General features: G+C 68.6%; 18 protein-coding genes and 1 pseudogene. 16 read left to right on the forward strand and 3 right to left on the reverse strand.

The features are described 5' to 3' along the window. Positions 1–21 precede the first annotated feature (21 nt). The 9 genes and pseudogenes from DIZ26_RS12130 to ftsZ form a co-directional block, all read left to right on the forward strand. The gene (locus DIZ26_RS12130) at positions 22–1,569 is read left to right on the forward strand and encodes a UDP-N-acetylmuramoyl-L-alanyl-D-glutamate--2,6-diaminopimelate ligase (protein WP_112240461.1); all 1,548 of its coding nucleotides are present in this window, start codon (positions 22–24) and stop codon (positions 1,567–1,569) included. Then, entirely contained in the window at positions 1,566–2,960 is a 1,395-nt protein-coding gene (locus DIZ26_RS12135; RefSeq protein WP_112240463.1) for a UDP-N-acetylmuramoyl-tripeptide--D-alanyl-D-alanine ligase, read from the forward strand. The genes DIZ26_RS12130 and DIZ26_RS12135 overlap by 4 nt, the downstream gene beginning before the upstream one ends. Then, positions 2,957–4,033, forward strand: a complete 1,077-nt coding sequence (gene mraY / locus DIZ26_RS12140) for a phospho-N-acetylmuramoyl-pentapeptide-transferase (protein ID WP_112240465.1) — start codon at positions 2,957–2,959, stop codon at positions 4,031–4,033. Before DIZ26_RS12135 ends, mraY begins: the two co-directional genes overlap by 4 nt. Further along, the gene (murD, locus tag DIZ26_RS12145) at positions 4,030–5,469 is read left to right on the forward strand and encodes a UDP-N-acetylmuramoyl-L-alanine--D-glutamate ligase (protein WP_112241123.1); all 1,440 of its coding nucleotides are present in this window, start codon (positions 4,030–4,032) and stop codon (positions 5,467–5,469) included. The genes mraY and murD overlap by 4 nt, the downstream gene beginning before the upstream one ends. 15 nt (positions 5,470–5,484) lie before the next feature. After that, the gene (ftsW, locus tag DIZ26_RS12150; protein WP_112240467.1) at positions 5,485–6,777 is read left to right on the forward strand and encodes a putative lipid II flippase FtsW; all 1,293 of its coding nucleotides are present in this window, start codon (positions 5,485–5,487) and stop codon (positions 6,775–6,777) included. Between the two features lie 5 nt (positions 6,778–6,782). Next, complete coding sequence (gene murG / locus DIZ26_RS12155; protein WP_112240469.1) at positions 6,783–7,871, forward strand: undecaprenyldiphospho-muramoylpentapeptide beta-N-acetylglucosaminyltransferase; 1,089 nt, start codon at positions 6,783–6,785, stop codon at positions 7,869–7,871. Then, positions 7,868–9,307 carry a UDP-N-acetylmuramate--L-alanine ligase gene (gene murC, locus DIZ26_RS12160; protein WP_112240471.1) on the forward strand — a complete coding sequence of 480 codons (1,440 nt, stop codon included), beginning with the start codon at positions 7,868–7,870 and terminating at the stop codon, positions 9,305–9,307. Before murG ends, murC begins: the two co-directional genes overlap by 4 nt. Positions 9,308–9,326: 19 nt before the next feature. Further along, on the forward strand, positions 9,327–10,067 hold the full coding sequence (locus tag DIZ26_RS12165; RefSeq protein WP_112240473.1) for a cell division protein FtsQ/DivIB: 741 nt from the start codon (positions 9,327–9,329) through the stop codon (positions 10,065–10,067). A 275-nt stretch (positions 10,068–10,342) separates the two neighbouring features. Further along, positions 10,343–11,338 (forward strand): annotated as a pseudogene (ftsZ, locus tag DIZ26_RS38305) (cell division protein FtsZ); the annotation flags it as partial. A gap of 685 nt (positions 11,339–12,023) precedes the next feature. Here the strand turns inward: ftsZ and DIZ26_RS12175 are convergent. After that, complete coding sequence (locus DIZ26_RS12175; RefSeq protein ID WP_112240477.1) at positions 12,024–12,536, reverse strand: ArsR/SmtB family transcription factor; 513 nt, start codon at positions 12,534–12,536, stop codon at positions 12,024–12,026. Positions 12,537–12,593: 57 nt separating this feature from the next. Here DIZ26_RS12175 and DIZ26_RS12180 point away from each other — a divergent pair, with 57 nt between their 5' ends. The 6 genes from DIZ26_RS12180 to DIZ26_RS12205 all read left to right on the forward strand — a co-directional run bounded on the left by DIZ26_RS12180 (position 12,594) and on the right by DIZ26_RS12205 (position 16,876). Then, positions 12,594–13,574 carry a S41 family peptidase gene (locus DIZ26_RS12180; RefSeq protein WP_112240479.1) on the forward strand — a complete coding sequence of 327 codons (981 nt, stop codon included), beginning with the start codon at positions 12,594–12,596 and terminating at the stop codon, positions 13,572–13,574. Positions 13,575–13,583: 9 nt separating this feature from the next. Next, positions 13,584–14,315 (forward strand): peptidoglycan editing factor PgeF, encoded by a 732-nt coding sequence (gene pgeF / locus DIZ26_RS12185; protein ID WP_112240481.1) that lies wholly within the window; start codon positions 13,584–13,586, stop codon positions 14,313–14,315. Continuing rightward, positions 14,312–15,022 (forward strand): YggS family pyridoxal phosphate-dependent enzyme, encoded by a 711-nt coding sequence (locus tag DIZ26_RS12190; protein WP_112240483.1) that lies wholly within the window; start codon positions 14,312–14,314, stop codon positions 15,020–15,022. The genes pgeF and DIZ26_RS12190 overlap by 4 nt, the downstream gene beginning before the upstream one ends. Before the next feature lie 37 nt (positions 15,023–15,059). Further along, positions 15,060–15,587: a cell division protein SepF gene (locus DIZ26_RS12195; RefSeq protein ID WP_112240485.1), complete on the forward strand. Its 528-nt coding sequence runs from the start codon at positions 15,060–15,062 to the stop codon at positions 15,585–15,587. A 37-nt stretch (positions 15,588–15,624) separates the two neighbouring features. Further along, positions 15,625–15,930, forward strand: a complete 306-nt coding sequence (locus tag DIZ26_RS12200; protein WP_112240487.1) for a YggT family protein — start codon at positions 15,625–15,627, stop codon at positions 15,928–15,930. A gap of 175 nt (positions 15,931–16,105) precedes the next feature. Beyond that, positions 16,106–16,876 (forward strand): DivIVA domain-containing protein, encoded by a 771-nt coding sequence (locus DIZ26_RS12205; RefSeq protein WP_112240489.1) that lies wholly within the window; start codon positions 16,106–16,108, stop codon positions 16,874–16,876. Positions 16,877–16,972: 96 nt separating this feature from the next. On the opposite strand, the gene DIZ26_RS37840 is transcribed toward DIZ26_RS12205, so the two are convergent. Continuing rightward, on the reverse strand, positions 16,973–17,164 hold the full coding sequence (locus DIZ26_RS37840) for a hypothetical protein (protein WP_198676050.1): 192 nt from the start codon (positions 17,162–17,164) through the stop codon (positions 16,973–16,975). A gap of 47 nt (positions 17,165–17,211) precedes the next feature. On the opposite strand from DIZ26_RS37840, the gene DIZ26_RS12215 reads away from it, so the two are divergent. Continuing rightward, positions 17,212–17,691: a MarR family winged helix-turn-helix transcriptional regulator gene (locus DIZ26_RS12215; RefSeq protein WP_112240491.1), complete on the forward strand. Its 480-nt coding sequence runs from the start codon at positions 17,212–17,214 to the stop codon at positions 17,689–17,691. Here DIZ26_RS12215 and ileS read toward each other — a convergent pair. After that, positions 17,688–20,840, reverse strand: a complete 3,153-nt coding sequence (ileS, locus tag DIZ26_RS12220; protein WP_112241125.1) for an isoleucine--tRNA ligase — start codon at positions 20,838–20,840, stop codon at positions 17,688–17,690. The genes DIZ26_RS12215 and ileS overlap by 4 nt on opposite strands. Positions 20,841–21,385 lie beyond the last annotated feature (545 nt).

Genomic DNA, 21,385 nt, shown 5'->3' on the forward strand with positions numbered 1-21,385 from the left:
GGAGCGGTAGCCTCTGGGCCCGTGTCCACCCCAACTGCTGCAGGCGGCGCCGTTGCCGCGATCAGGCCGCGGCACACAGTCCCGATCAGCCTCGCCGAGCTCGCCACAACCGCCGGGGCGCGTGTTCCCGCGGCCGCTGCCGAGGTGACCGGCGTGTCGCTCGACTCCCGCTCGATCCTGCCTGGTGACTTGTACGCCGCTCTGCCGGGCGCCGTCACTCACGGAGCAGCTTTCGTCGAGGGGGCAAAGGCTGCCGGCGCAGTCGCAGTACTGACTGATCCGGCCGGGGAGGAGCGTGCTCTCGCCGCCGGGCTGCCGACCGTGGTGGTCGACAAACCGCGCAACGTGCTCGGCGCCGTCGCCGCCAAGATCTACGGCGAACCGACGAAGGGCCTGCAGTTGCTCGGCGTCACCGGGACCAACGGCAAGACGACGACCAGTTACCTGCTCGATTCCGTACTGCGAACCATCGGCCAGGCGGCCCTGATCGGCACGATCGAGACCCGGATCGGCTCGGGCGCCCAGGCCGAGGTCGTGAAGAGTGTGCGGACGACCCCCGAAGCCACCGATCTGCAGGCCTTGTTCGCGGTGATGCGGGAGAAGCACGTCGCCTGGTGTGCGATGGAGGTGTCGAGCCACGCGCTCGCGATGGGCCGGGTCGACGGCGCGCGGTACGCCGTGGCCGGGTTCACCAACCTGACCCAGGACCACCTGGACTTCCACAAGACGTTCGAGGACTACTTCGCGGCGAAGGCATCGCTGTTCACGCCAGAACGCTGCGATCTCGCGGTCGTCAACATCGACGACGAGTACGGCCGTCGCCTTGCCGCGCAGACCGTAGTACCGCTGGTCACGGTCTCGACCACGCGGGAAGCGGACTGGACTGTTTCCGCCACGCATCAGTCGGAGCACGGCACGACCGTGCTGGACATTCAGGGACCGGGCGAGACGCTCACGGTCGAGATCAGGCTGCCGGGCGACTTCAATGTGGCCAACGCGCTGCTGGCCGTGGCGATGCTCCGGCAGGTCGACGTACCGGCCGAGGCGATCGCAGCCGGGTTGCAGACGGCCGCGGTACCGGGGCGGATGGAGACCTTCAAGCGAGGCGACGGGCTGGCTGTGATCGTCGACTACGCGCACACCCCCGACGCGGTCGCGCTCGCGCTGCAAGCGGCCCGGGGTGCGACCAAAGGCCGGTTGTTCGCCGTGGTCGGCTGCGGCGGCGACCGCGACTCCGGCAAGCGGCCCGCGATGGGCGCTGCCGCGGCGCGGACCGCGGACGTGGTGATCGTGACCGACGACAACCCTCGCAGCGAAGACCCGGCGACGATCCGGGCCGCGGCGATCGAGGGCGCGCGGGCCGCCGTACCGGGTGTGGAACTGCGCGAGGTGGGGGACCGGCGCGAGGCGATCTCCACCGCCATCGGACTGGCCGGGCCGGGGGACACCGTGGTGGTGCTCGGCAAGGGCCATGAGACAGGTCAGGACGTGGGCGGCGTGATCCACCCGTTCGACGACCGCGAGACCGTGCGCGAACTGCTCGCGGCGACCCAGGAGAAGGCACTGTGATCCCAGTCAGTTGCGGCCAGATCGCCGAAGCTGTCGGCGGCGAGCTCGTCGGCGTGGACTCCGAGGCGGTCGTCGACGGCCCTGTCGTGATCGACTCCCGCAAGGTCGAGCCGGGCGGCCTGTTCGTCGCCTTCGCCGGCGAGAAGGTGGACGGCCACGACTACGTCGCCGCGGTCACCGAGGCCGGCGCGGTCGCGTCGATCACCACCCGCCCGATCGAAGGCGCGCCCTGCATTGTCGTCGAGGACGCACAGGCCGCGCTGGGCGAACTCGCCCGGCTGGTGATCTCGAAGCTTCCCGACCTGGTGATCGTCGGCCTGACCGGATCGCAGGGCAAGACCAGCACGAAGGACCTGATCGCCCAGCTGCTGGCGCCGTACGGCGAGACGGTGGCGCCGGCCGGTTCGCACAACAACGAGCTGGGGCACCCGCTGACGGCGCTGCAGGCGAACGAGCGGACCCGGTTCCTGGTCGCCGAGATGGGCGCCCGGCACATCGGCGACATCACCTACCTGTGCCGGATCACGCCGCCGAAGATCGGCCTGGTGCTGAACGTCGGCCATTCCCACATCGGCGAGTTCGGCAGCCAGGACGCGATCGCGCAGGGCAAGGGCGAGCTGATCGAGGCCGTGCTGCCGGGCGGGACCGCGGTCCTCAACGCAGACGACCCGCGGGTCGCGGCGATGACTTCGCGGACCAAGGAGTCCGTGGTCAGGTTCGGTGAAGGCCCAGAGGCGGACGTCAGGGCAACCGACGTCGTACTCGATGCGGACGGCCGGCCCGGCTTCACCTTGCACATCGCGGACACGCAGCACGCCGTACAGCTGCAGTTGGTCGGTGAGCACCAGGTTCCGAACGCGTTGGCCGCGGCGGCCGCCGTACAGGCCGCTGGGTTGACGCCCGAGCAGATCGCCGCCGGGTTGAACGCGGCGACCACCCAGTCGAAGTGGCGGATGGAGGTCACCGAGCGCGCCGACGGCGTGACGGTGATCAACGACGCGTACAACGCCAACCCGGAATCGATGCGGGCCGCGCTCAAGGCGCTGGTGGCGATCGGCCGCGCCCGTGGCGCGCGGACCTGGGCGGTGCTCGGGCCGATGGGGGAGCTCGGTGACGACTCGCAGCAGGAGCACGACGGGGTCGGCCGGCTGGTTGTCCGGCTGGACGTGAACCGGCTGGTCGCGGTCGGCGAGGCGGCCCGCCCGATCCACCTCGGCGCGTCCCTGGAAGGATCGTGGGGCAACGAGTCGGCGTACGTCGAAACCTCGGACGAGGCACTGGAGTTGCTTCGCAAGGAACTGCGGCAGGGAGATGTGGTGCTGGTGAAGGCGTCCAGGTTCGTGGGACTGGACCGGCTGGCGACCGCGCTGCTCGAGGAGGCTTCGCAGTGATCTCGATCCTGTTCGCGGGCGGTGTGTCGATGGCGCTCACGCTGCTCGGCACGCGGCTGGCGATCAACCTGCTGGCCAAGCGTGGCTACGGGCAGGAGATCCGCGACGACGGGCCGACCTCGCACCACACCAAGCGCGGTACGCCGACGATGGGCGGCACCGTCTTCATCACCGCGACCGTCGTCGGGTACTTCGCGGCGAAACTGTTCACGATGACCGAGCCGAGTGCGTCGGCCCTGCTCGTGTTGTTCATGTTCGTCGGGATGGGCGCGGTCGGCTTCCTGGACGACTTCATCAAGATCGTCCGGCAGCGCAGCCTCGGCCTGCGCAGCAAGGCGAAACTGGCCGGCCAGACCCTGGTCGCGGTCGCCTTCGCCGTGCTCGCCCTGCAGTTCCCGGACGGCCGCGGGCAGCGGCCGGCGTCGCCGTTCATCTCCTTCATTCGCGACATCAACTGGCTGCATCTGGCGCCTGTGCTCGTGGTGATCTGGATCCTGCTGCTGATCGCCGGGATGTCGAACGGAGTGAACCTGGCCGACGGTCTGGACGGCCTGGCGACCGGCGCCTCGATGATGGTGTTCGGTGCGTACACGCTGATCTGCATCTGGCAGTTCAACCAGAGCTGTGCGACCACGCCCGGCTCGCGGTGTTACGAAGTACGAGATCCACACGACCTCGCCGTCGTCGCCGCGGCGTTGACCGGCGCGTTGTTCGGCTTCCTGTGGTGGAACGCGTCGCCGGCCAAGATCTTCATGGGCGACACGGGTTCGCTGTCGCTGGGTGGTGCGGTGGCCGGTCTCGCGGTGATGACCCGGACCGAACTCCTGGTGCTGCTGCTCGGCGGTCTGTTCGTGATCATCACCGCCTCGGTGATCCTGCAGGTCTCCTGGTTCAAGGTCACCAAACGCACGACCGGGGTGGGCAAGCGGCTGTTCCGGATGGCACCGCTGCAGCACCACTTCGAGATGCTCGGCTGGGAACAGGTCAACGTGGTGATCCGGTTCTGGATCATCTCCGGTCTGTGCGTCGCCACCGGGCTCGGGTTGTTCTACGCGGAATGGGTGGCCGGATGAGTCTGTCGACACGCACCGACGAAGGCTGGTCGACGACCCGCTTCGTCGTCCTGGGCTTCGGTACTGCGGGCTACGCCTGCGCCGACTCGCTGCTGCAGGCCGGCGCCGAGCACGTCGTCGTACTGGACGACCGGGACACCGAAGCGCTTCGCGAGAAGGCGCAGATCCTCGAGACCCTCGGTGCGACCATCACCCTCGGCCCGGGCAGTACGGCGGAACTGCCGGCCGACGTCGAGATCGTCGTCACCTCGCCAGGCATCCCTCCGCACGCGCCACTGCTGGCGGCTGCCGCTGAACGGAACGTCCCGATCTGGAGCGAGATCGAGCTGGCGTGGCGGTTGCGCGACCCGGCGAACGCGGCACCCTGGCTCTGTGTCACCGGCACGAACGGCAAGACGACGACGGTTCAGATGCTGACCGCGATCCTGACCGCCGCCGGTCACCGGGCCGTTGCCGCGGGCAACGTTGGTCTGCCGTTGCTGGAAGCCGTGATGGACCCCGAACCGTTCGACGTGATCGCTGTCGAACTGTCCAGCTACCAGTTGCACTTCACCTCCTCGATGTCCCCGCACTCGGCGGCCGTCCTCAACCTCGCGCCCGACCACGTCGACTGGCACGGCTCGATGGAGGCCTACACGGCCGACAAGGGCCGGATCTACGAGAACTGCCAGATCGCCTGCGTCTACAACGTGGCCGACCCGGTGACCGAGCAACTCGTGCTGGACGCGGACGTGATCGAGGGCTGCCGGGCGATCGGCTTCACCCTCGGTACGCCGGCGATCTCGATGGTCGGCCTGGTCGAGGACCTGATCGTCGACCGTGCGTTCGTCGAGCAGCGCGCGTCCTCGGCCCTCGAGCTGGCCGCCGTCGCCGACGTCGTCCCACCCGCTCCGCACAACGTGGCGAACGCACTGGCCGCGGCCGCGTTGGCGCGCGCGTTCGGAGTACCGGCGACCGCGGTACGGGACGGGTTGCGGAAGTTCCGGCCGGACGCGCACCGGATCGCCCACGTCGGGGAAGTTGCCGGAGTCAACTATGTGGACGACTCGAAGGCGACGAATCCTCATGCAGCACAGGCTTCGCTGCTCGCCTACGAGCACGTCGTCTGGATCGCCGGCGGTCAGGCGAAGGGCGCGACCTTCGACGAGCTGGTGATCGCCGCCGCGCCGAGGTTGCGCGGCGTCGTGCTGCTCGGCCAGGACAAGGCCGTGATCGCTGAAGCACTCGCCCGACACGCGCCCGATGTCCCGACGATCACCGTCGAGGCGACGGACACTGGTGCCATGGAGACCGTGGTGGGGGAGGCTGCGAAGCTCGCACAGGTGGGAGACACCGTGCTGCTCGCGCCTGGCTGCGCTTCTTGGGACATGTTCGCCAACTATGGAGCCCGCGGAGATGCCTTCGCCGAAGCCGTACTGCGGCTGGGCGACCGCTGAGTCAGGGGTGATCGCATGACGACGATCACTGACCGGCCGGACGACAAAGCTGCGTCCGGCGCGCGCCCGGCGACCGACCGGCGCTGGGTCTCGGCGCTGAAGGACGTGCTGGACCGGCCGCTCACGTCGTACCACATCCTGCTCGGGGCGACCGGGCTGTTGCTGGTGCTCGGGCTGTTGATGGTCGCGTCGGCGTCGAGCGTGATGTCGCTGAACACCTACGGCAACCCCTACACGATCACCTACCGGCAGTTGATCTGGGTCGCCGTCGGCCTGCCGATGGCGTACGTCGCCTCGCGGATGACCCCGCGGCACTTCCGGATGCTCGCCTACGTCGCGTTGCTGGGCTCGGTTTTCCTGCTCGTGCTCACCTACGTGCCGGGTCTGGGCAAGAACGTCAACGGCAACACGAACTGGATCTCCTTCGGTGGTCCGCTGCAGATCCAGCCGAGCGAGTTCGCCAAGCTGGCGCTGGTGATGTGGTGCGCGGATCTCTACGCCCGCAAGCAGAAGCTGCTCACCCAGTGGAAGCACCTGCTGGTTCCGATGGTGCCCGTGTGCGGCCTGGTGATCGCGTTGATCATCGGCCAGCACGACCTCGGGACGTCGCTGGTGCTGATGGCCGTCATGGTCGGGATGATCTGGGTGGTCGGCGCGCCGACCAGGCTCTTCGTCGGGATGCTGGCCGTGGTCGGCTCGATCGGCGGCTTCTTCGTCAGCCAGGAGAGCTACCGGATGGCCCGGGTCGCGCAGTTCATGGATCCGTTCGCGGACCCGAGCGGCGTCGGCTGGCAGGCGTACCACGCGTTCTACGCGCTCTCCACCGGTGGCTGGTGGGGCGTCGGGATCGGCAACAGCCGGCAGAAGTGGGGCAACCTGCCCGAGGCGCACACCGACTTCATCTTCGCGGTGATCGGTGAGGAACTCGGGCTGATCGGTTCACTCACGGTGCTCGCGTTGTTCCTCACGCTGGCCTACGCCGGTGTCCGGATTGCGACCAGGACCACCGAGCCGTTCATCCGGTACGCCGCGGCCGGAATCACCGTGTGGATCATGGCCCAGACGCTGGTCAACCTGGGCGCCGTGATCGGACTGCTACCCATCGTGGGTATCCCGCTCCCGCTTTTGTCGTACGGTGGGTCCGCACTGCTGCCGACGCTGATCGCGATCGGCATGCTGCTGTCCTTCGCGAAGGCCGAGCCCGGCGCGCAGGCCGCCCTGAAGGAATCCCGGCGGCCTCTGTTCTGGTGGGTGTCTTCGTGGCGTACACCTGGCCACCCTGGCCGTGAGAACACGCGGGAGCGTTGAAAGCTGTGCCGAGCATCGTCCTGGCCGGTGGTGGTACCGCCGGCCATACTTCCCCCCTGATCGCTACCGCCGACGCCCTGCGCCGGATCGACCCGACCGTCGAGATCCTCGCCCTCGGAACCGAGCGCGGGATCGAGGTCCGGGTCATCCCCGAAGCCGGTTACCGGCTCGAGCTGATCCCGCCGGTCCCGTTGCCGCGCAAGCCCACGCCCGCGCTGTTCGCCGTACCGGGCAAGATGCTCAGCTCGGTCAGCGCCGCCCGCAAGATCCTCGACGAGGCCAAGGCCGACGTGCTGGTCGGCTTCGGCGGCTACGTGTCGACCCCGGCGTACGTCGCAGCCTGGCGCCGCAAGACGCCGATCGTCGTGCACGAAGGCAACGCGATGCCGGGCATCGCGAACAAGTTCGCCGCTCGCTACTGCACCGAGACCGTCGCGACCTCGTTCCCCGGTACCGACCTGCCGCACGCCCAGTACGTCGGCCTGCCGATCCGGCGGGCGATCTCGACGATGGACCGGGCCGCGCTCCGGGCCGAGGCGCGCGCGTTCTTCCAGCTGGACCGGGACGCGCCGACCGTGTTCGTCACCGGTGGCTCGACGGGCGCGCAGCGGCTCAACGAAGGCTTCGGCGGTGCCGCGGCTGACCTGCAGGCAGCCGGGGTACAGGTGCTGCATGCGATCGGGTCGAAGAACACCCTGGAGATCCCGCAGACCGGGCCGTACCCGTACCGCGTGCTCAACTACATCGACCGGATGGAGCTCGCCTACGCGGCGGCCGACCTGGTCGTCTGCCGCGCGGGTGCGAACACGGTCACCGAGGTGTCGGGTGTCGGCCTGCCCGCCATCTACGTTCCGCTGCCGATCGGCAACGGTGAGCAGCGGGTGAACGCCAAGGCGGTCGTGGACGCCGGTGGCGCGCTACTGGTGGACAACGCGGAGGTGACGCCCGACTGGGTTCGCGCGACCGTGCCGCAACTTGTCCACGACAAGGCGCGTCTACAGAGCATGTCCGCTGCTGCCCAAGGCTTGATCCGGCTCGATGCCGACGACCGGTTGGCGAAGATCATCCTCGATGTGGTGGGGTCTGCTTCGTGATCGTCACCGCTCCTGACACGATCTTCCCCGCCGAGAAGCTCGGCCGGGTGCACTTCGTGGGTATCGGCGGCGCCGGGATGTCCGGTATCGCCCGCATCATGGCCTCCCGGGGCATCGAGGTATCCGGCTCCGACGCCAAGGACGGCCGGGTGCTGGCCGCGTTGCGCGCAGTCGGCGCGACCTGCTGGGTCGGCCATGCCGCGGAGCACGTCGCGGACGCCGACACCGTGGTCGTATCGACCGCGATCCGCGAGACCAACCCCGAGGTGGTCGCAGCCCAGGCAGCCGGGATTCCGATCCTGCCGAGGGCGGCCGCGCTCGCCGCGGTGATGGTCGGTCGGCGCACGATCGCCGTGGCCGGAACTCATGGCAAGACCACCACGACATCGATGCTGACGGTCGCGCTGCAGCATTGCGGTGTCGACCCGTCCTACGCGATCGGTGGCAACCTGAACGAGTCCGGGTCGAACGCGCACGACGGCAACGGGGACCTGTTCGTCGCCGAGGCCGACGAGTCCGACAAGTCGTTCCTGACCTACAGCCCTGAGGTGTCCATCGTCACCTCGGTCGAGCCGGACCACCTGGACAACTACGGCGACGAGGCCAGCTACCGGCTCGCGTTCGAGCAGTTCTGCGACCGGGTGTTGCCCGGCGGCTTCATGGTGATCTGCGTCGACGATCCGGGTGCCCGCGCGCTGGCCGAGTTCGCCCGCGCCCGCGGCATCGACGTACGGACGTACGGCGAGTCGGAGGACGCGGATACCCGGGTCACGGAGTTGACCGCGGACGGCGCGACCCAGTCGTTCGTGCCCGTGTTCCGGGGCCGCAAGCTGCCCGTCGTGCACCTGCAACAGGCCGGCAAGCACAACGCGCTGAACGCCTCGGCCGCGCTCACCGTCGGCCTGGGGCTCGGCTTCTCCGCCGCGGACCTGGCCGAAGGGCTCGCGTCCTTCACCGGGACCGGTCGCCGGTTCGAGTTCAAGGGCCAGGAAGACGGCGTCCGGGTCTTCGACTCCTACGCGCATCACCCGACCGAGCTGACGGTCGACCTGATCGCGGCCCGGCAGGTGGCGGGGGAGGGCCGCGTGATCGCGTGCTTCCAGCCGCACCTGTTCAGCCGGACCAGGATCTTCGCGACCGAGTTCTCCGAGGCGCTGGCCCTGGCCGACGAGGTCGTCGTGATGGACATCTTCGCCGCCCGGGAGGACCCCGAGCCCGGTGTCACCGGCGCGCTGATCGCGAATCACGTGCCGCTGAAGCCCGAGCAGGTCCGGTTCGAGCCGTCCTGGTCGGCCGTACCGCGGGTGGTCGCCGACCTCGCCGTACCGGGTGACCTGGTGGTCACGCTCGGCGCCGGTGACGTAACCCTGATCGGGCCCGAGGTGGTCGGGCTGCTGGCCGAGCGGGCGGCGCTGAACGCCGCGACGATCGAGTGATCGCGGTGGTGTCGGTCCGATGAGTCAAAGCACTGACCTTGCCCGGGCACAACAGCGCTTCGCTCGCCGGCAGCGGTTGGTGCGGTGGAAAGGCTGGCTGCCCTGGGCGATCGGTGGCCTCGTCGTCGTGCTGGCCGGGCTGACGGTCTGGATCTTCTACTTCTCGTCGCTGCTGGCCGTCACCGGCGTCCAGGTGACCGGGACCGATACGGTGCCGGAGGCAACGATCGTCGAGGTGGCCGGCGCACCGATCGGTACGCCGCTGGCGAAGGTGGACCTGAGCGCGATCGCGGACCGGGTCCGGACCGTGCCCGCGGTCGCCGACGCGCAGGTGACCAGAGCATGGCCGAACCGGCTGGAGATCGTGGTCACCGAGCGGGTGCCGGTGGTGGTCGTGACGGACGGGAAGAAGTTCGAACTGGTCGACGCGACCGGGGTGTCGTTCAAGAGCGTGCCGACCCGGCCGGACGGCTTGCCCGAGGCGCTCGTGGTCGGCGCCCGCCGGGACGTCACGATCCGTTCGGTGGTGACGGTTTCGGCCGCGTTGCCGGTCGCACTGCGGGCGCAGGTGGCCTCGATCTCGGCGGCCTCGCCGGACTCGATCACGCTGAACCTCGGGTCCGGGGTGAAGGTGGTCTGGGGCAGTTCCGATGACTCCGCGCGCAAGGCCGAAGTACTCAGCGTGCTGATGAAGCGGCAGGCGAGGACCTACGACGTGTCGGCGCCCGATCTTCCTGTCACCAAAGGCGAAAAGAAGTGAAGCGTCACATCCTGGGATGCGGCGGCGAGGCGCGTGGACTTTGCCGGATAGGCTCCGTAGCGTCTGGCGTAATCTAAAGTTGACATAACTCTAACTGTGTACTTGAGGGTTAAAACCCACTGATTTTACTTGAGGGTTAAAACCCCTCGATCCACAGGGATTCCTGAGCTTGGGGACCCGGCGGAGACCGGTGCACAGGGTGTGTCCGGGGAGCAGGCGCAGCTCGGACGGCCAACCGGCCATAACGGGAACAGAACGAGGCGAGAGGCGCGGACGTGGCGGCACCGCAGAACTACCTGGCACTCATCAAGGTCGTCGGCATCGGCGGAGGCGGCGTCAATGCCGTGAACCGGATGATCGAGCACGGTCTGAAGGGCGTTGAGTTCATCGCCATCAACACCGACGCGCAGGCGCTGTTGATGAGTGACGCGGACGTCAAGCTCGACATCGGCCGGGAGGAGACCCGCGGCCTCGGCGCCGGGGCGAACCCGGCGATCGGGCAGAAGGCCGCCGAGGACCACGCGGAGGAGATCGAGGAGGCGCTGAAGGGCGCCGACATGGTCTTCGTCACCGCGGGTGAGGGCGGTGGTACGGGCACCGGCGGCGCGCCGGTGGTGGCCCGGATCGCCCGGTCGCTCGGCGCACTGACCATCGGTGTGGTGACCCGGCCGTTCTCCTTCGAGGGCAAGCGGCGCGCGACCCAGGCGGAGGACGGCATCGCCACCCTCCGTGAAGAAGTCGACACCCTGATAGTGATTCCGAATGACCGCCTCCTGACCATCTCCGACCGCGCCGTGTCGGTGCTGGACGCCTTCAAGCAGGCCGACCAGGTGCTGCTGCAGGGTGTCTCCGGTATCACCGACCTGATCACCACCCCCGGCCTGATCAACGTGGACTTCGCCGACGTGAAGGCGGTGATGTCCAACGCCGGTTCGGCGCTGATGGGCATCGGCTCGTCCCGTGGCGAGGACCGCGCGGTCGCGGCGGCCGAGGCGGCCATCTCGTCTCCGTTGCTGGAGGCAAGCATCGAGGGCGCGCACGGCGTACTGCTGTCGATCGCGGGCGGCTCGGACCTCGGCCTGTTCGAGATCAACGAGGCGGCCCAGCTGGTCTCGGAGTCCGCGCACACCGACGCGAACATCATCTTCGGCGCGGTCATCGACGACGCCCTCGGCGACGAGGTGCGGGTCACTGTGATCGCGGCCGGCTTCGACGGCGGGATGCCGAAGCGCCGCGAGCAGGCGATGAACCAGGCCCGCCCGCAGAACCGGCTGCCCGCCGCGGGTGGCGATGTCGCGACCCAGGGCGTGCCCCGGTCCAGCGCCGAGCAGGCCGCGGCCCAGGCTGCCCAGCAGCAGGCGCAGCAGCAATCGGCGCAGAGTGCGCAGCAGCAGACCGGCCAGCAGAGCCAGGCGCCGTACAGCGCCCCGATGTCCACCCCGGCGGGCCAGCCCGGCGCCGGCCAGCCAGGTGTTGGTCAAGCAGGTGTTGGTCAAGCAGGCGTCGGCCAGTCGGGCGTCGGTCAGGCCGGTGCCGGCCAGACGGACGGTGGTCAGGGCACGCAGCAGGGTGGTCAGCAGCGCGGGCAGTCGGGCGCGACGCAGATCCCGGCCGGGACGCCGACGGACGACACCGTGCCGGTGCCGAACACCGACCAGGGCCGGCCGGGCTCCGGGACGACCCACTCCGCTCGCCCGCAGGCAGGGGAGCCGGTGCGGACCGCGCACCAGCCGTCCACCAACCAGCCGCCCGCACCTGCGACGCCGGCGCCGACGCAGCACTCGTGGCCGACCACTGGCCCGAGCACCTCGCCGGCCACCAGCCAGCCGCCGCAGCGGCAGCCCCGCAAGCCGGACAACGACGAGGACGACCTCGACATCCCGGACTTCTTGAAGTAGGTCTCTTGAAGTAGATCGGCGTTTTGCAGGAGAGCGGGAGCCTTCGGGCTCCCGTTTCTCATTGCCGCGGCCGATAGACGGTGACCAGTACGCCGTACCGCGCCTCGCCAGGTCCGGCGTCCTCGAGCGAGTCGACCAGGCCGTCGAGCTTCTCCATCAGTTCGCTCGCCTGGCGTTCGGTCAGCCGGAGGTTGCGCAGATTCAACAGCGGCTCACCGGTCGAGCCCTCCAGTTCGGCAGCCACGGCCTGCAACGCGACGCTGGTGTTCGCCCGGCGGCCTTCGCCGGTGAAGTCGAAGATCCTGGCGCTGCGCCGGTAGTACTGCTCGGTGCCGCCGCGGACCTGCCGGGTCCCCGCCAGTTGCACCATGCCCGCGTCCCGCAGTACGCCGAGGTGGTGGGCGATGTTGCCCTTGCGGGTGTCCAGCGCGTTCGCCAGCTGGCTGATCGTCGCCGTTCCCTGCCCGAGCGCGAACAGCAGCCGATGCCGCAGCGGGTGCCCAAGTGCTTTGAACTGCTCTGCCGACGAGATCTCCAGTCGGTCGGCGGGTTCGGGGTTCTGGTCGGTCATGAGTCAAGCGTCAAGAGTTCTTGACGCTTTGTCAAGATCGATGATTCACTCTGCGGCATGCGTACAGACGAGATCAGGCAGGTGACCGAGCGCCTCGCGGTGCTGGTCGCGAAGTACTACGTGTTTCCCAGCACCGGAGCGGAGATCGCCGAGCGGCTGCGGGCCGCCACCGCCGACGGCCGGTACGACGAGTTGTCCGACCCCGAGTCGCTGGCAGACCGGGTGACGGCCGACCTGCAAGTGGGCAACGAGGACAAGCATCTGCGGCTCAAGTTCCACCAGGACGAGGTGGTCGACGAGACCGACCCGGTCGCCGAGGAGGCTGCCTGGGTGGCACGGGCCGAGTTGGCCGCCGGCGGGATGGCCCGGGTGGAGCGATTGCCCGGTAATGTCGGCCTGCTGGAGATCCGGCCGTTGCTGTTCGATCCGGCCCACGCGGGCGCCCAGGTGAGCGCCGCCATGTCGTTGCTGTCGGCAACTGATGCGTTGCTGATCGACCTGCGCCGGTGCCTCGGCGGATCGCCGGACATGGTGGCCTTCCTGTGTAGCCACCTGTTCGACGGCGAGCCGGTGCATCTGAACGATCTGGTCAGTCCGTCCGACGACACCCGGCGGCAGTTCTGGACCACGCCGTACCTGCCCGGTCCGCGGTTCGGCGGCAGCAAGCCGATCTGGGTGCTGACCAGCTCGACCTCGTTCTCGGCCGCCGAGGAGTTGGCCTACGACCTGCAACAACTCGGCCGGGCGACCGTGGTCGGCGAGCGCACCCGCGGGGGAGCCCACCCGCGCGACGGATTCAAGGTGCATCCGCACCTGGAGGCGACGGTGCCGGTCAAGCGCGCGGAGAATCCGGTGTCCCACACCAACTGGGAAGGTGTGGGGGTGCGGCCCGACGTCGAAGTACCGGCGGCCGACGCCTTCGACGAGGCCTGTCGCCGGGCGCTGGAGCATGTCGCGGAACTGCCGACCGGCCTGGAGCGCCGCAGTGTGACCGACGAGGCGCGCGCGGAACTCGGTTCGCTGGTGATTGCTGGATAGCCTTCAGGGGTGTTCGGCTACGACGAGGTCTTCGATGGTGTCCGGTTCGCCTTCACCGATCGGTTCGGAGGGGCCAGCCGGCCGCCGTACGGCGAGCTGAACCTCGGCAGCCCGTCCGGCGAGGGCGAGGAACCGATCGCGGAGAACTACCGGCGGATCGCGGCGGAGTTCGGAGTCGGTCCGGATGGCGTCGTGCGAGTCAGTCAGGTGCACGGGCGGGACGTTCACGTGGTCGGGCCGGATGACGAGGTGCCGGTCCGGCCGATGCCGCAGGCGGACGCACTCGTGACCACTCGGACCGACGTGGCCTTGTGCGTCCGGGCCGCCGACTGCTTGCCGGTGCTGCTGGCCGATCAGGGCAACCGCGTCGTCGGTGCCGCTCATTGCGGACGCCGCGGGATGTACGCCGGCGTCGTACCGGCCACCGTGGCGGCCATGCGCGAACTCGGCGCCGGCCGGATCACCGCAGTACTGGGGCCGTATGCGTGCGGCAAGTGCTACGAGGTGCCGGCGGAGATGCGCGCCGAGGTCGCCGAGCGGGTGCCTGCGTCGTACGCCGAAACGACCTGGGGGACACCCTCGATCGACGTGGCCGCCGGGGTCGTCGCGCAATTGGCCGACCTCGACTGTGAGGTGGTGGACGCAACCAGCTGCACGATCGAGTCGGCGAACCTGTACTCGTACCGGCGCGAAGGCGCGGTCAGCGGCCGGATGGCCGGACTGGTCAGGTTGCAGCCGTGAGCCGCGAGGACGAACTCCGCGAGAACCTCCGAAGGGTCCGGGAACGGATCCAGGCGGCCTGTCAGGCGGCCGGGAGACCTGAGGGGTCGGTCACCCTCGTGGCGATCACCAAAACCTTCCCAGTCAGCGATGTACGGGCTCTCGCGGACCTGGGCGTCACCGAGGTGGGGGAGAACCGTGAGCAGGAGCTCAAGGTGAAGGCCCCCGAGTGCCCGGACCTGGTCTGGCATTTCGTCGGCCAGCTCCAGTCGAACAAGGCGCGCTCGGTCGCCCGGCACGCCCAGGTCGTCCATTCGGTCGACCGCCTCTCGCTGGTCACCGCGTTGTCCAAGGCGGCAGTGGACGAAGGCCGCGTACTGCGGTGCCTGCTGCAGGTGAGCCTGGCGGCGTACGGACCCGCCGATGCGGCCACCGGTGTGAACCGCGGCGGAGTCGAGCCGGCCGACGTACCGGCTCTTGCCGCGGAGGTCGCGGCGGCGGACGGGCTCGAGCTCGGTGGGGTGATGGCCGTTGCCCCGCTGGGCGCTGATCCCGACGAGGCGTTCGCGGGGCTGGCCGACGTAGCCTCCCGATTACGCTCCGAACATGCCGGTGCCGACTGGATCTCGGCCGGGATGACCGGCGATCTGGAAGCCGCGATCAGGCACGGAGCGACACACGTTCGGCTCGGGCGCGCATTACTCGGAACGCGTACTCCTCTGGGCTAGTGTCGACATCGATACTCGACAGAAGGGCTGGAGGGCCATGAGCGGCGCGTTGCGCAAGATGGGTGTGTACCTCGGCTTGGTCGAGGACGGCGAGCGCTACAACGCCCGCTACGACGACGAGTACGACGACGGCTACGACGAGTACGAGGACGAGGCCGTCGACGGGGAGTCCCACGAGACCGAGCCGGTCCCGGCGGTCCGCGAGTCCGCTCGTGACGAGCAGGTCGGCACGGTCAGCAAGTTCCCAGATCGGCGTGGAGTCGCATCTTCCCCGGAGGTTACCGAGTTGGCCCGCATCACCACCGTGCACCCGCGCAGCTACAACGAGGCGCGCGTGATCGGTGAGCACTTCCGCGACGGCACGCCCGTCATCATGAACCTGACCGAGATGGACCACGCCGACGCCAAGCGGCTGGTGGACTTCGCGGCCGGCCTGATCTTCTGCTGCCGGGGCTCGATCGAGCGGATCACCACCAAGGTGTTCCTGGTCTGCCCGCCGAACGTGACGGTGGCCGCGGAGGAGAAGGAAAAGATCGCCGCGGACGGGTTCTACAACCAGAGCTGACGGCCGGTTGGCCCCGGTCTTCTACACTCTTCCTGACATGGTTGCTCTCGGGTTCGTCCTCAGTGTTCTCAGCTGGGTGTTGCTCGCCTTCTTCTTGATGCTGGTGGCGCGCTTCGTGCTCAGTCTGATCGTCATGTTCGCGCCCCAGTGGCACCCGAAAGGGCCGTTGCTGCTGCTGTTCGAACTGATCTACTCCGTCACCGATCCGTTCCTGCGCCCGTTGCGGCGGATCCTGCCCCCGATCGGCGCAGGCGGCATCCGGATCGACCTGTCGATGCTGATGCTGTTCGTGCTCGTCTCGGTGGCGATGTCGATCAATTCGACCGCGATCAACTCGCTGTGAACCGAAGAGTGAGCAGGATGGGAGTGGGTATGAAGGCCCCGACACAGGTGCGTCGGGGAGCGTTATCGACCGCCCGGATTCCGCCGGAACACAACGAAGCGATAACGTGATCTACTGAGTCGCCGAGGTGCAGACCACGGGGACTCCGCCAAGACACAGACAAACGAGGTGAAAGATGCCGCTGACGCCGGATGACGTCCGCTCGAAGCAGTTCACGCCCGTCCGATTGCGGGAGGGCTACGACGTCACAGAGGTCGACTCCTTCCTCGACGAGGTGGAGGCCGAGCTCGAGCGACTTCTCGCCGAGAACGAGGAGCTGCGGGCCAAGCTGGCCGCCGCTCAGCGGGCCGGATCGGGGCAGGAGCGCCCGGTGGTCGACCAGACCGCCGCGCTGCCGCCCGTGGTCCAGCAGCCCAAGCCTGCTCCCGTCGTTGTGGAGAAGCCGGAGGAGAAGCCACCGCCGGTCGTCGCTGCTCCGGTAGCCGCCGCGGGGGCTGCTGCTGCAGCAGGAACCGTCGGCGACGCCTCCAGCTCCGCCGTGCGGCTGCTGGAGATGGCCACCAAGCACTCCGACGACCTGGTCCAGGAGGCGAAGGACACCGCCGACAAGATCATCGGCGAGGCCCGCGCCAAGGCCGAGCGCCTGGAGAACGAGGCTCGGGGCAAGGCCGACCGGATGACCGGCGAGGCCCGTGCCCGCGCCGAGAAGCTGGACGGTGAGATCGCCGAGCGCCGCGCCCAGATGCTGGGCACGCTGGAGAAGCAGAAGGGTCAGCTCGAGCGCACCATCGACGACCTGCACGCTTACGAGCGCGAGTACCGCAGCCGGCTGAAGACGTACTTCACCGAGCAGCTGAAGGCACTCGGCAACGGCGATGACACGCTGAGCCCGCGCAACGGCTTCCGTCCGGAGGCGCGCGCCCAGGCTCACGGCCACGGCGTCTAAAAACACCTGACACAGAGGCGGTGCTAATCCGGCAGCACCGCCTCTTCGTCATGTCTGGACACTTTTGACACACGGTCCCTTCGCGGTGACACGCTGTCAGGGCCAGACCGCCGGCTCCTTCTTGCCGGTCAGGGTGTCGACGTCGAACATCCGCAGCCGGTACGGCGTGGTCAGTTCCCAGATCGGGTGCAGGATGCGACTTCTCGGCCGGTGATCGGCTCCGACCGTCGCGACCGTGGACCAGACGATTTCATGCGCTCTGTCTCTGAACTCCTTTTGCACAACCATGGTTGTAGGTTAGCGGATGCACAACCGTGGTTGTATAGTGCGGCGGCATGGCAGACTTCGATCCCGCGCAGGCGGATCTCTCGCTTGCCTCGTTGTTCACCGGCTGGGCGCTCGCCGACGAACTGCAGCGCAGGCTGGCTTCGGACGGGTTCGCTGATGCCCGGTTCGCCGACGGCGTGGTCTTCCAGCACCTGATCGGCGGACCGCTGACGATCGGCGCACTGGCTGAGCGACTGGGCGTGACCCAGCAAGCAGCCTCGAAGTCGGTGGCCGACCTGGAGAAGCGTGGCTACCTGAGTCGCGAGGCCGATCCCGCCGACGCCCGCGCGCGACTCGTCGTACTGACTGCTCGGGGTGAGGCGGTGATCGCGGCGGCGCGGCGACTGCGAGGGGAGTTGGACGCCGAGCTACGGGAGGCGTTGGGTGCCGACCGCATCGAGTCCGCGCGGACTCTGCTGGTCGACACCCTTCACCATCTGGGTGTCACTCCCACTCTTCGCGAACGCCGGGTCTCCCCGCCCCGCTAGGCCTTGGCCAGCCAGTAAGTGAGCCCGAGGTCTTCGTCGGTGCCGGTGGCCAGGTCGTTGGTTGCCGAGGGCGCCGATTGGGTCAGCTCGGTGGCCAGCACCTCGCGGGCGATCAGGTCGGCATGCTTGCCCAGGGCATCGGTCAGTTCCGCGTCGGTGGCGGCGAGCCAGACGGTGATCCGGTCCGAGACCTCCAGGCCGGCGTTCTTCCGCGCCTCCTGCAGCATCCGGACCACCTCGCGGGCGAGACCGGCCTGCTTGAGTTCCGGCGTCACCTCCAGGTCGAGTGCAACGGTCTCGCCCTGCTCGTTCACCACCGACCAGCCCTCACGCGGGCGCTCCGACAGCAGCACCTCGGCCGCGGCCACCTCGACGTTCTCGCCGTCGACCACCACGGTCGCAGTACCAGAGGCCTTGATCGAGGCGGCCAGGGCGGCGGCGTCGGCCGCGGCGATGGCGCCCGCGACCACCGGGGTCTGCTTGGCGAACCGCTTGCCGAGCTCGCGGAAGTTGCCCTTCGCGGAGTACTCGACCAGGTCCGCGCCCGCCGACGACAGCGGCTCCACCGAACCGACGTTGAGTTCCTCGGCGATCTCGCCGAGCAGCTCGTCGTCCAGGTCCGCGATCGCGGCGGAACCGACCAGCGCGCGGCTGAGCGGCTGCCGGGTCCGCACCTTCGCCTCGGCCCGGGCAGACCGGCCCAGCTCGACGACCCGGCGGGCCATCGACACGTGGGTCGCGAGCGCGTCGTCGATCAGCGCTTCGTCGTACTGCGGGAAAGCGCTCAGGTGCACCGACTCGGGCAGGCCGGGCGTGACCGGGCGGAACACGTCCTGCCAGACCCGCTCGGTGACGAACGGCGTGAGCGGCGCCATCAGCCGGGTGAGCACCTCGAGCGTCTCGTGCAGGGTGGCCAGCGCGCCGGCGTCGCCCGCCCAGAACCGGCGGCGCGAACGCCGTACGTACCAGTTGGACAGCACGTCGATGAACTGGCTGATCTGCACGCCGAGCTTCTGCGTGTCGTACGTCGCGTAGGCGACGTCGGTCTCCCGGACCAGCCGGTGCGTCTCGCTGACCAGCCAGCGGTCCAGCACCGAGCGCTCGGCGACCGGCGGGGCGTCGGCCGTGGGCGACCAGTCGGCCAGCCGGGCGTACAGGGCGTGGAAGGCGACCGTGTTCCAGTACGTCAGCAGCACCTTGCGGACGATTTCGTTCAGCACGTTCGGACCGATGCCGCGGGCCTTCCACGGCGAGCCGGAGCAGGCCATGAACCAGCGGACCGCGTCCGCGCTGTGGTTGTTCATCAGCGGGATCGGCTCGAGGATGTTGCCCAGGTGCTTGGACATCTTCCGGCCGTCCTCGGCCATGATGTGCCCCAGGCAGACGACGTCCTTGTACGACGACTGGTCGAACACCAGCGTGCCGATCGCCATCAGCGTGTAGAACCAGCCGCGGGTCTGGTCGATCGCCTCGGCGATGAAGTCGGCCGGGTAGGCCTGGTCGAACTTCTCCTTCGACCCGTCGACCCACGGATAACCCCACTGCGCGAACGGCATCGAGCCCGAGTCGTACCACGCGTCGATCACCTCGGCGACCCGGCGCGACTCCTCGCCACAGGTCGGGCAGGCGAAGGTGATGTCGTCGACGAACGGCCGGTGCGGGTCGGTCGCGGACAGGTCGCGGCCGGCGAGTTCGCCCAGCTCGGCCAGCGAGCCGACGCAGACCTGGTGGTCGTCCGCGCAGCGCCAGATCGGCAGCGGCGTACCCCAGTAGCGGGAGCGGGAGACGGCCCAGTCGATGTTGTTCCGCAGCCAGTCGCCGTACCGGCCCCACTTCACCGAGTCGGGGAACCAGTTGGTCTTCTCGTTCTCGCGGAGGAGGGCGTCCTTGACCTGCGTCGTACGGATGTACCAGGACGGCAGGGCGTAGTACATGACCGGGGTGTGGCAGCGCCAGCAGTGCGGATACGGGTGCTCGTACGGGACGTGCTTGAACAGCACGCCGCGCTCCTGCAGGTCCTTGACCAGGTCGGAGTCGGCCTTCTTGAAGAACTGACCGCCGACCAGCGGTACGTCGGCGCCGAAGCGGCCGTCGGACTCGACCGGGTTCACCACCGGCAGGTTGTAGGCCTTGGCGACCACGAGGTCGTCGGCACCGAAGGCGGGGGACTGGTGGACCAGACCGGTGCCGTCCTCGGTGGTGACGTACTCCGCCAGGGCGACGTAGTGGGCCGGCTCGGGGAACTCGACCAGCTCGAACGGGCGCTGGTACGTCCAGCGCTCCATCTCGCGGCCGCTGAACTGCTCGGTGACCGTCCAGCCCTCACCGAGAGCCGACAGCAGCGGCTCGGCGACCACCAGCGACTCGTTGCCGTCGGTGGCTACGACGTAGGTGACGTCCGGGTGCACGGCGACGGCCGTGTTCGAGACGAGGGTCCACGGGGTCGTCGTCCAAACCAACAGCGACGCCTTGCCGGCCAGCGGCCCGGAGGTGAGCGGGAAGCGGACGTAGACCGACGGGTCGACGACCGTCTCGTAGCCCTGGGCGAGCTCGTGGTCGGACAGGCCGGTGCCACACCGCGGGCAGTACGGCGTGATGCGGTAGTCCTCGACCAGGAGGCCCTTGTCGTGGATCTGCTTGAGCGACCACCAGACGGACTGGACGTATTCGGGGTCCATCGTCTTGTACGGGTGCTCCAGGTCGACCCAGTAGCCCATCCGGTTGGTCAGCTCGTTGAAGGCGTCGACGTTCCGCAGTACGGATTCGCGGCACTTCGCGTTGAACTCCGCGATGCCGTACGCCTCGATGTCCTTCTTGCCGTTGAACCCGAGTTCCTTCTCGACCGCGACCTCGACCGGCAGGCCGTGGCAGTCCCAGCCGGCCTTGCGCTCGACCGAGAAGCCCTTCATCGTCCGGTAGCGCGGGAACACGTCCTTGAAGACGCGCGCCTCGATGTGGTGCGTGCCGGGCATGCCGTTGGCCGTCGGCGGGCCCTCGTAGAAGGTCCAGGGCAGACCGTCGGCCGTCTGCGCGAGGCTCTTGGCGAAGGTGTCGTTGGTGTCCCAGTGCTCGAGCACGTCACGCTCGATCGCGGGCAGGTCGACCTGAGCCGGGACCTGCTGCCAACCGGTGCTGGGGTGTTCGGCCATCTCTTCGTCCTTCGTCTTCACGAACCTGGTGTCTCGGTGACGAAGGGACGAGGCGCCGGCGCTGTCGCCGGGGCTCCGCGGTACCACCCTCCTTGGTGACACGGGGTCACCCACTTCATTTGCTTCCGCTGCCGGTTCTAATAAGCCCTCTCGGACCGTTCTTCCGGCGGCTCCGGGGTGATGGCCCCATCACTGCCTTGCGGTGGCGTGTGAAGTGTACGACTCTGATCCACTCCGCTACGAATCGTTAATCACTGGCCGCGGCGCGGTTCGTCCATGACAATTCTGTTGCGGTGGCGGCTGGGGTGAAGCGAGTGCTTGCCTGAACGCGCGTCCGGGATGTGGTTGTGACGCGCGGAACATCGAGCGGGCTTGAAGAACCGACTACCGTATGTCCACGGTCTGCGCGTCGGGCTGGCACGAGGGGTTCGCGTGCCCTACTGTCTTGCGACCAGTCCGCTTCAGTCTCCGACGAAGGCAGGGGGTAGTCGAAAGATGGCTACATCGGCTCCGAAGAAGTCCGCCCCCCAACGCAAGACCGCGGT

Origin of the sequence: Kribbella monticola, assembly GCF_003261635.1 — a bacterium.
Lineage (GTDB): Bacteria > Actinomycetota > Actinomycetes > Propionibacteriales > Kribbellaceae > Kribbella > Kribbella monticola.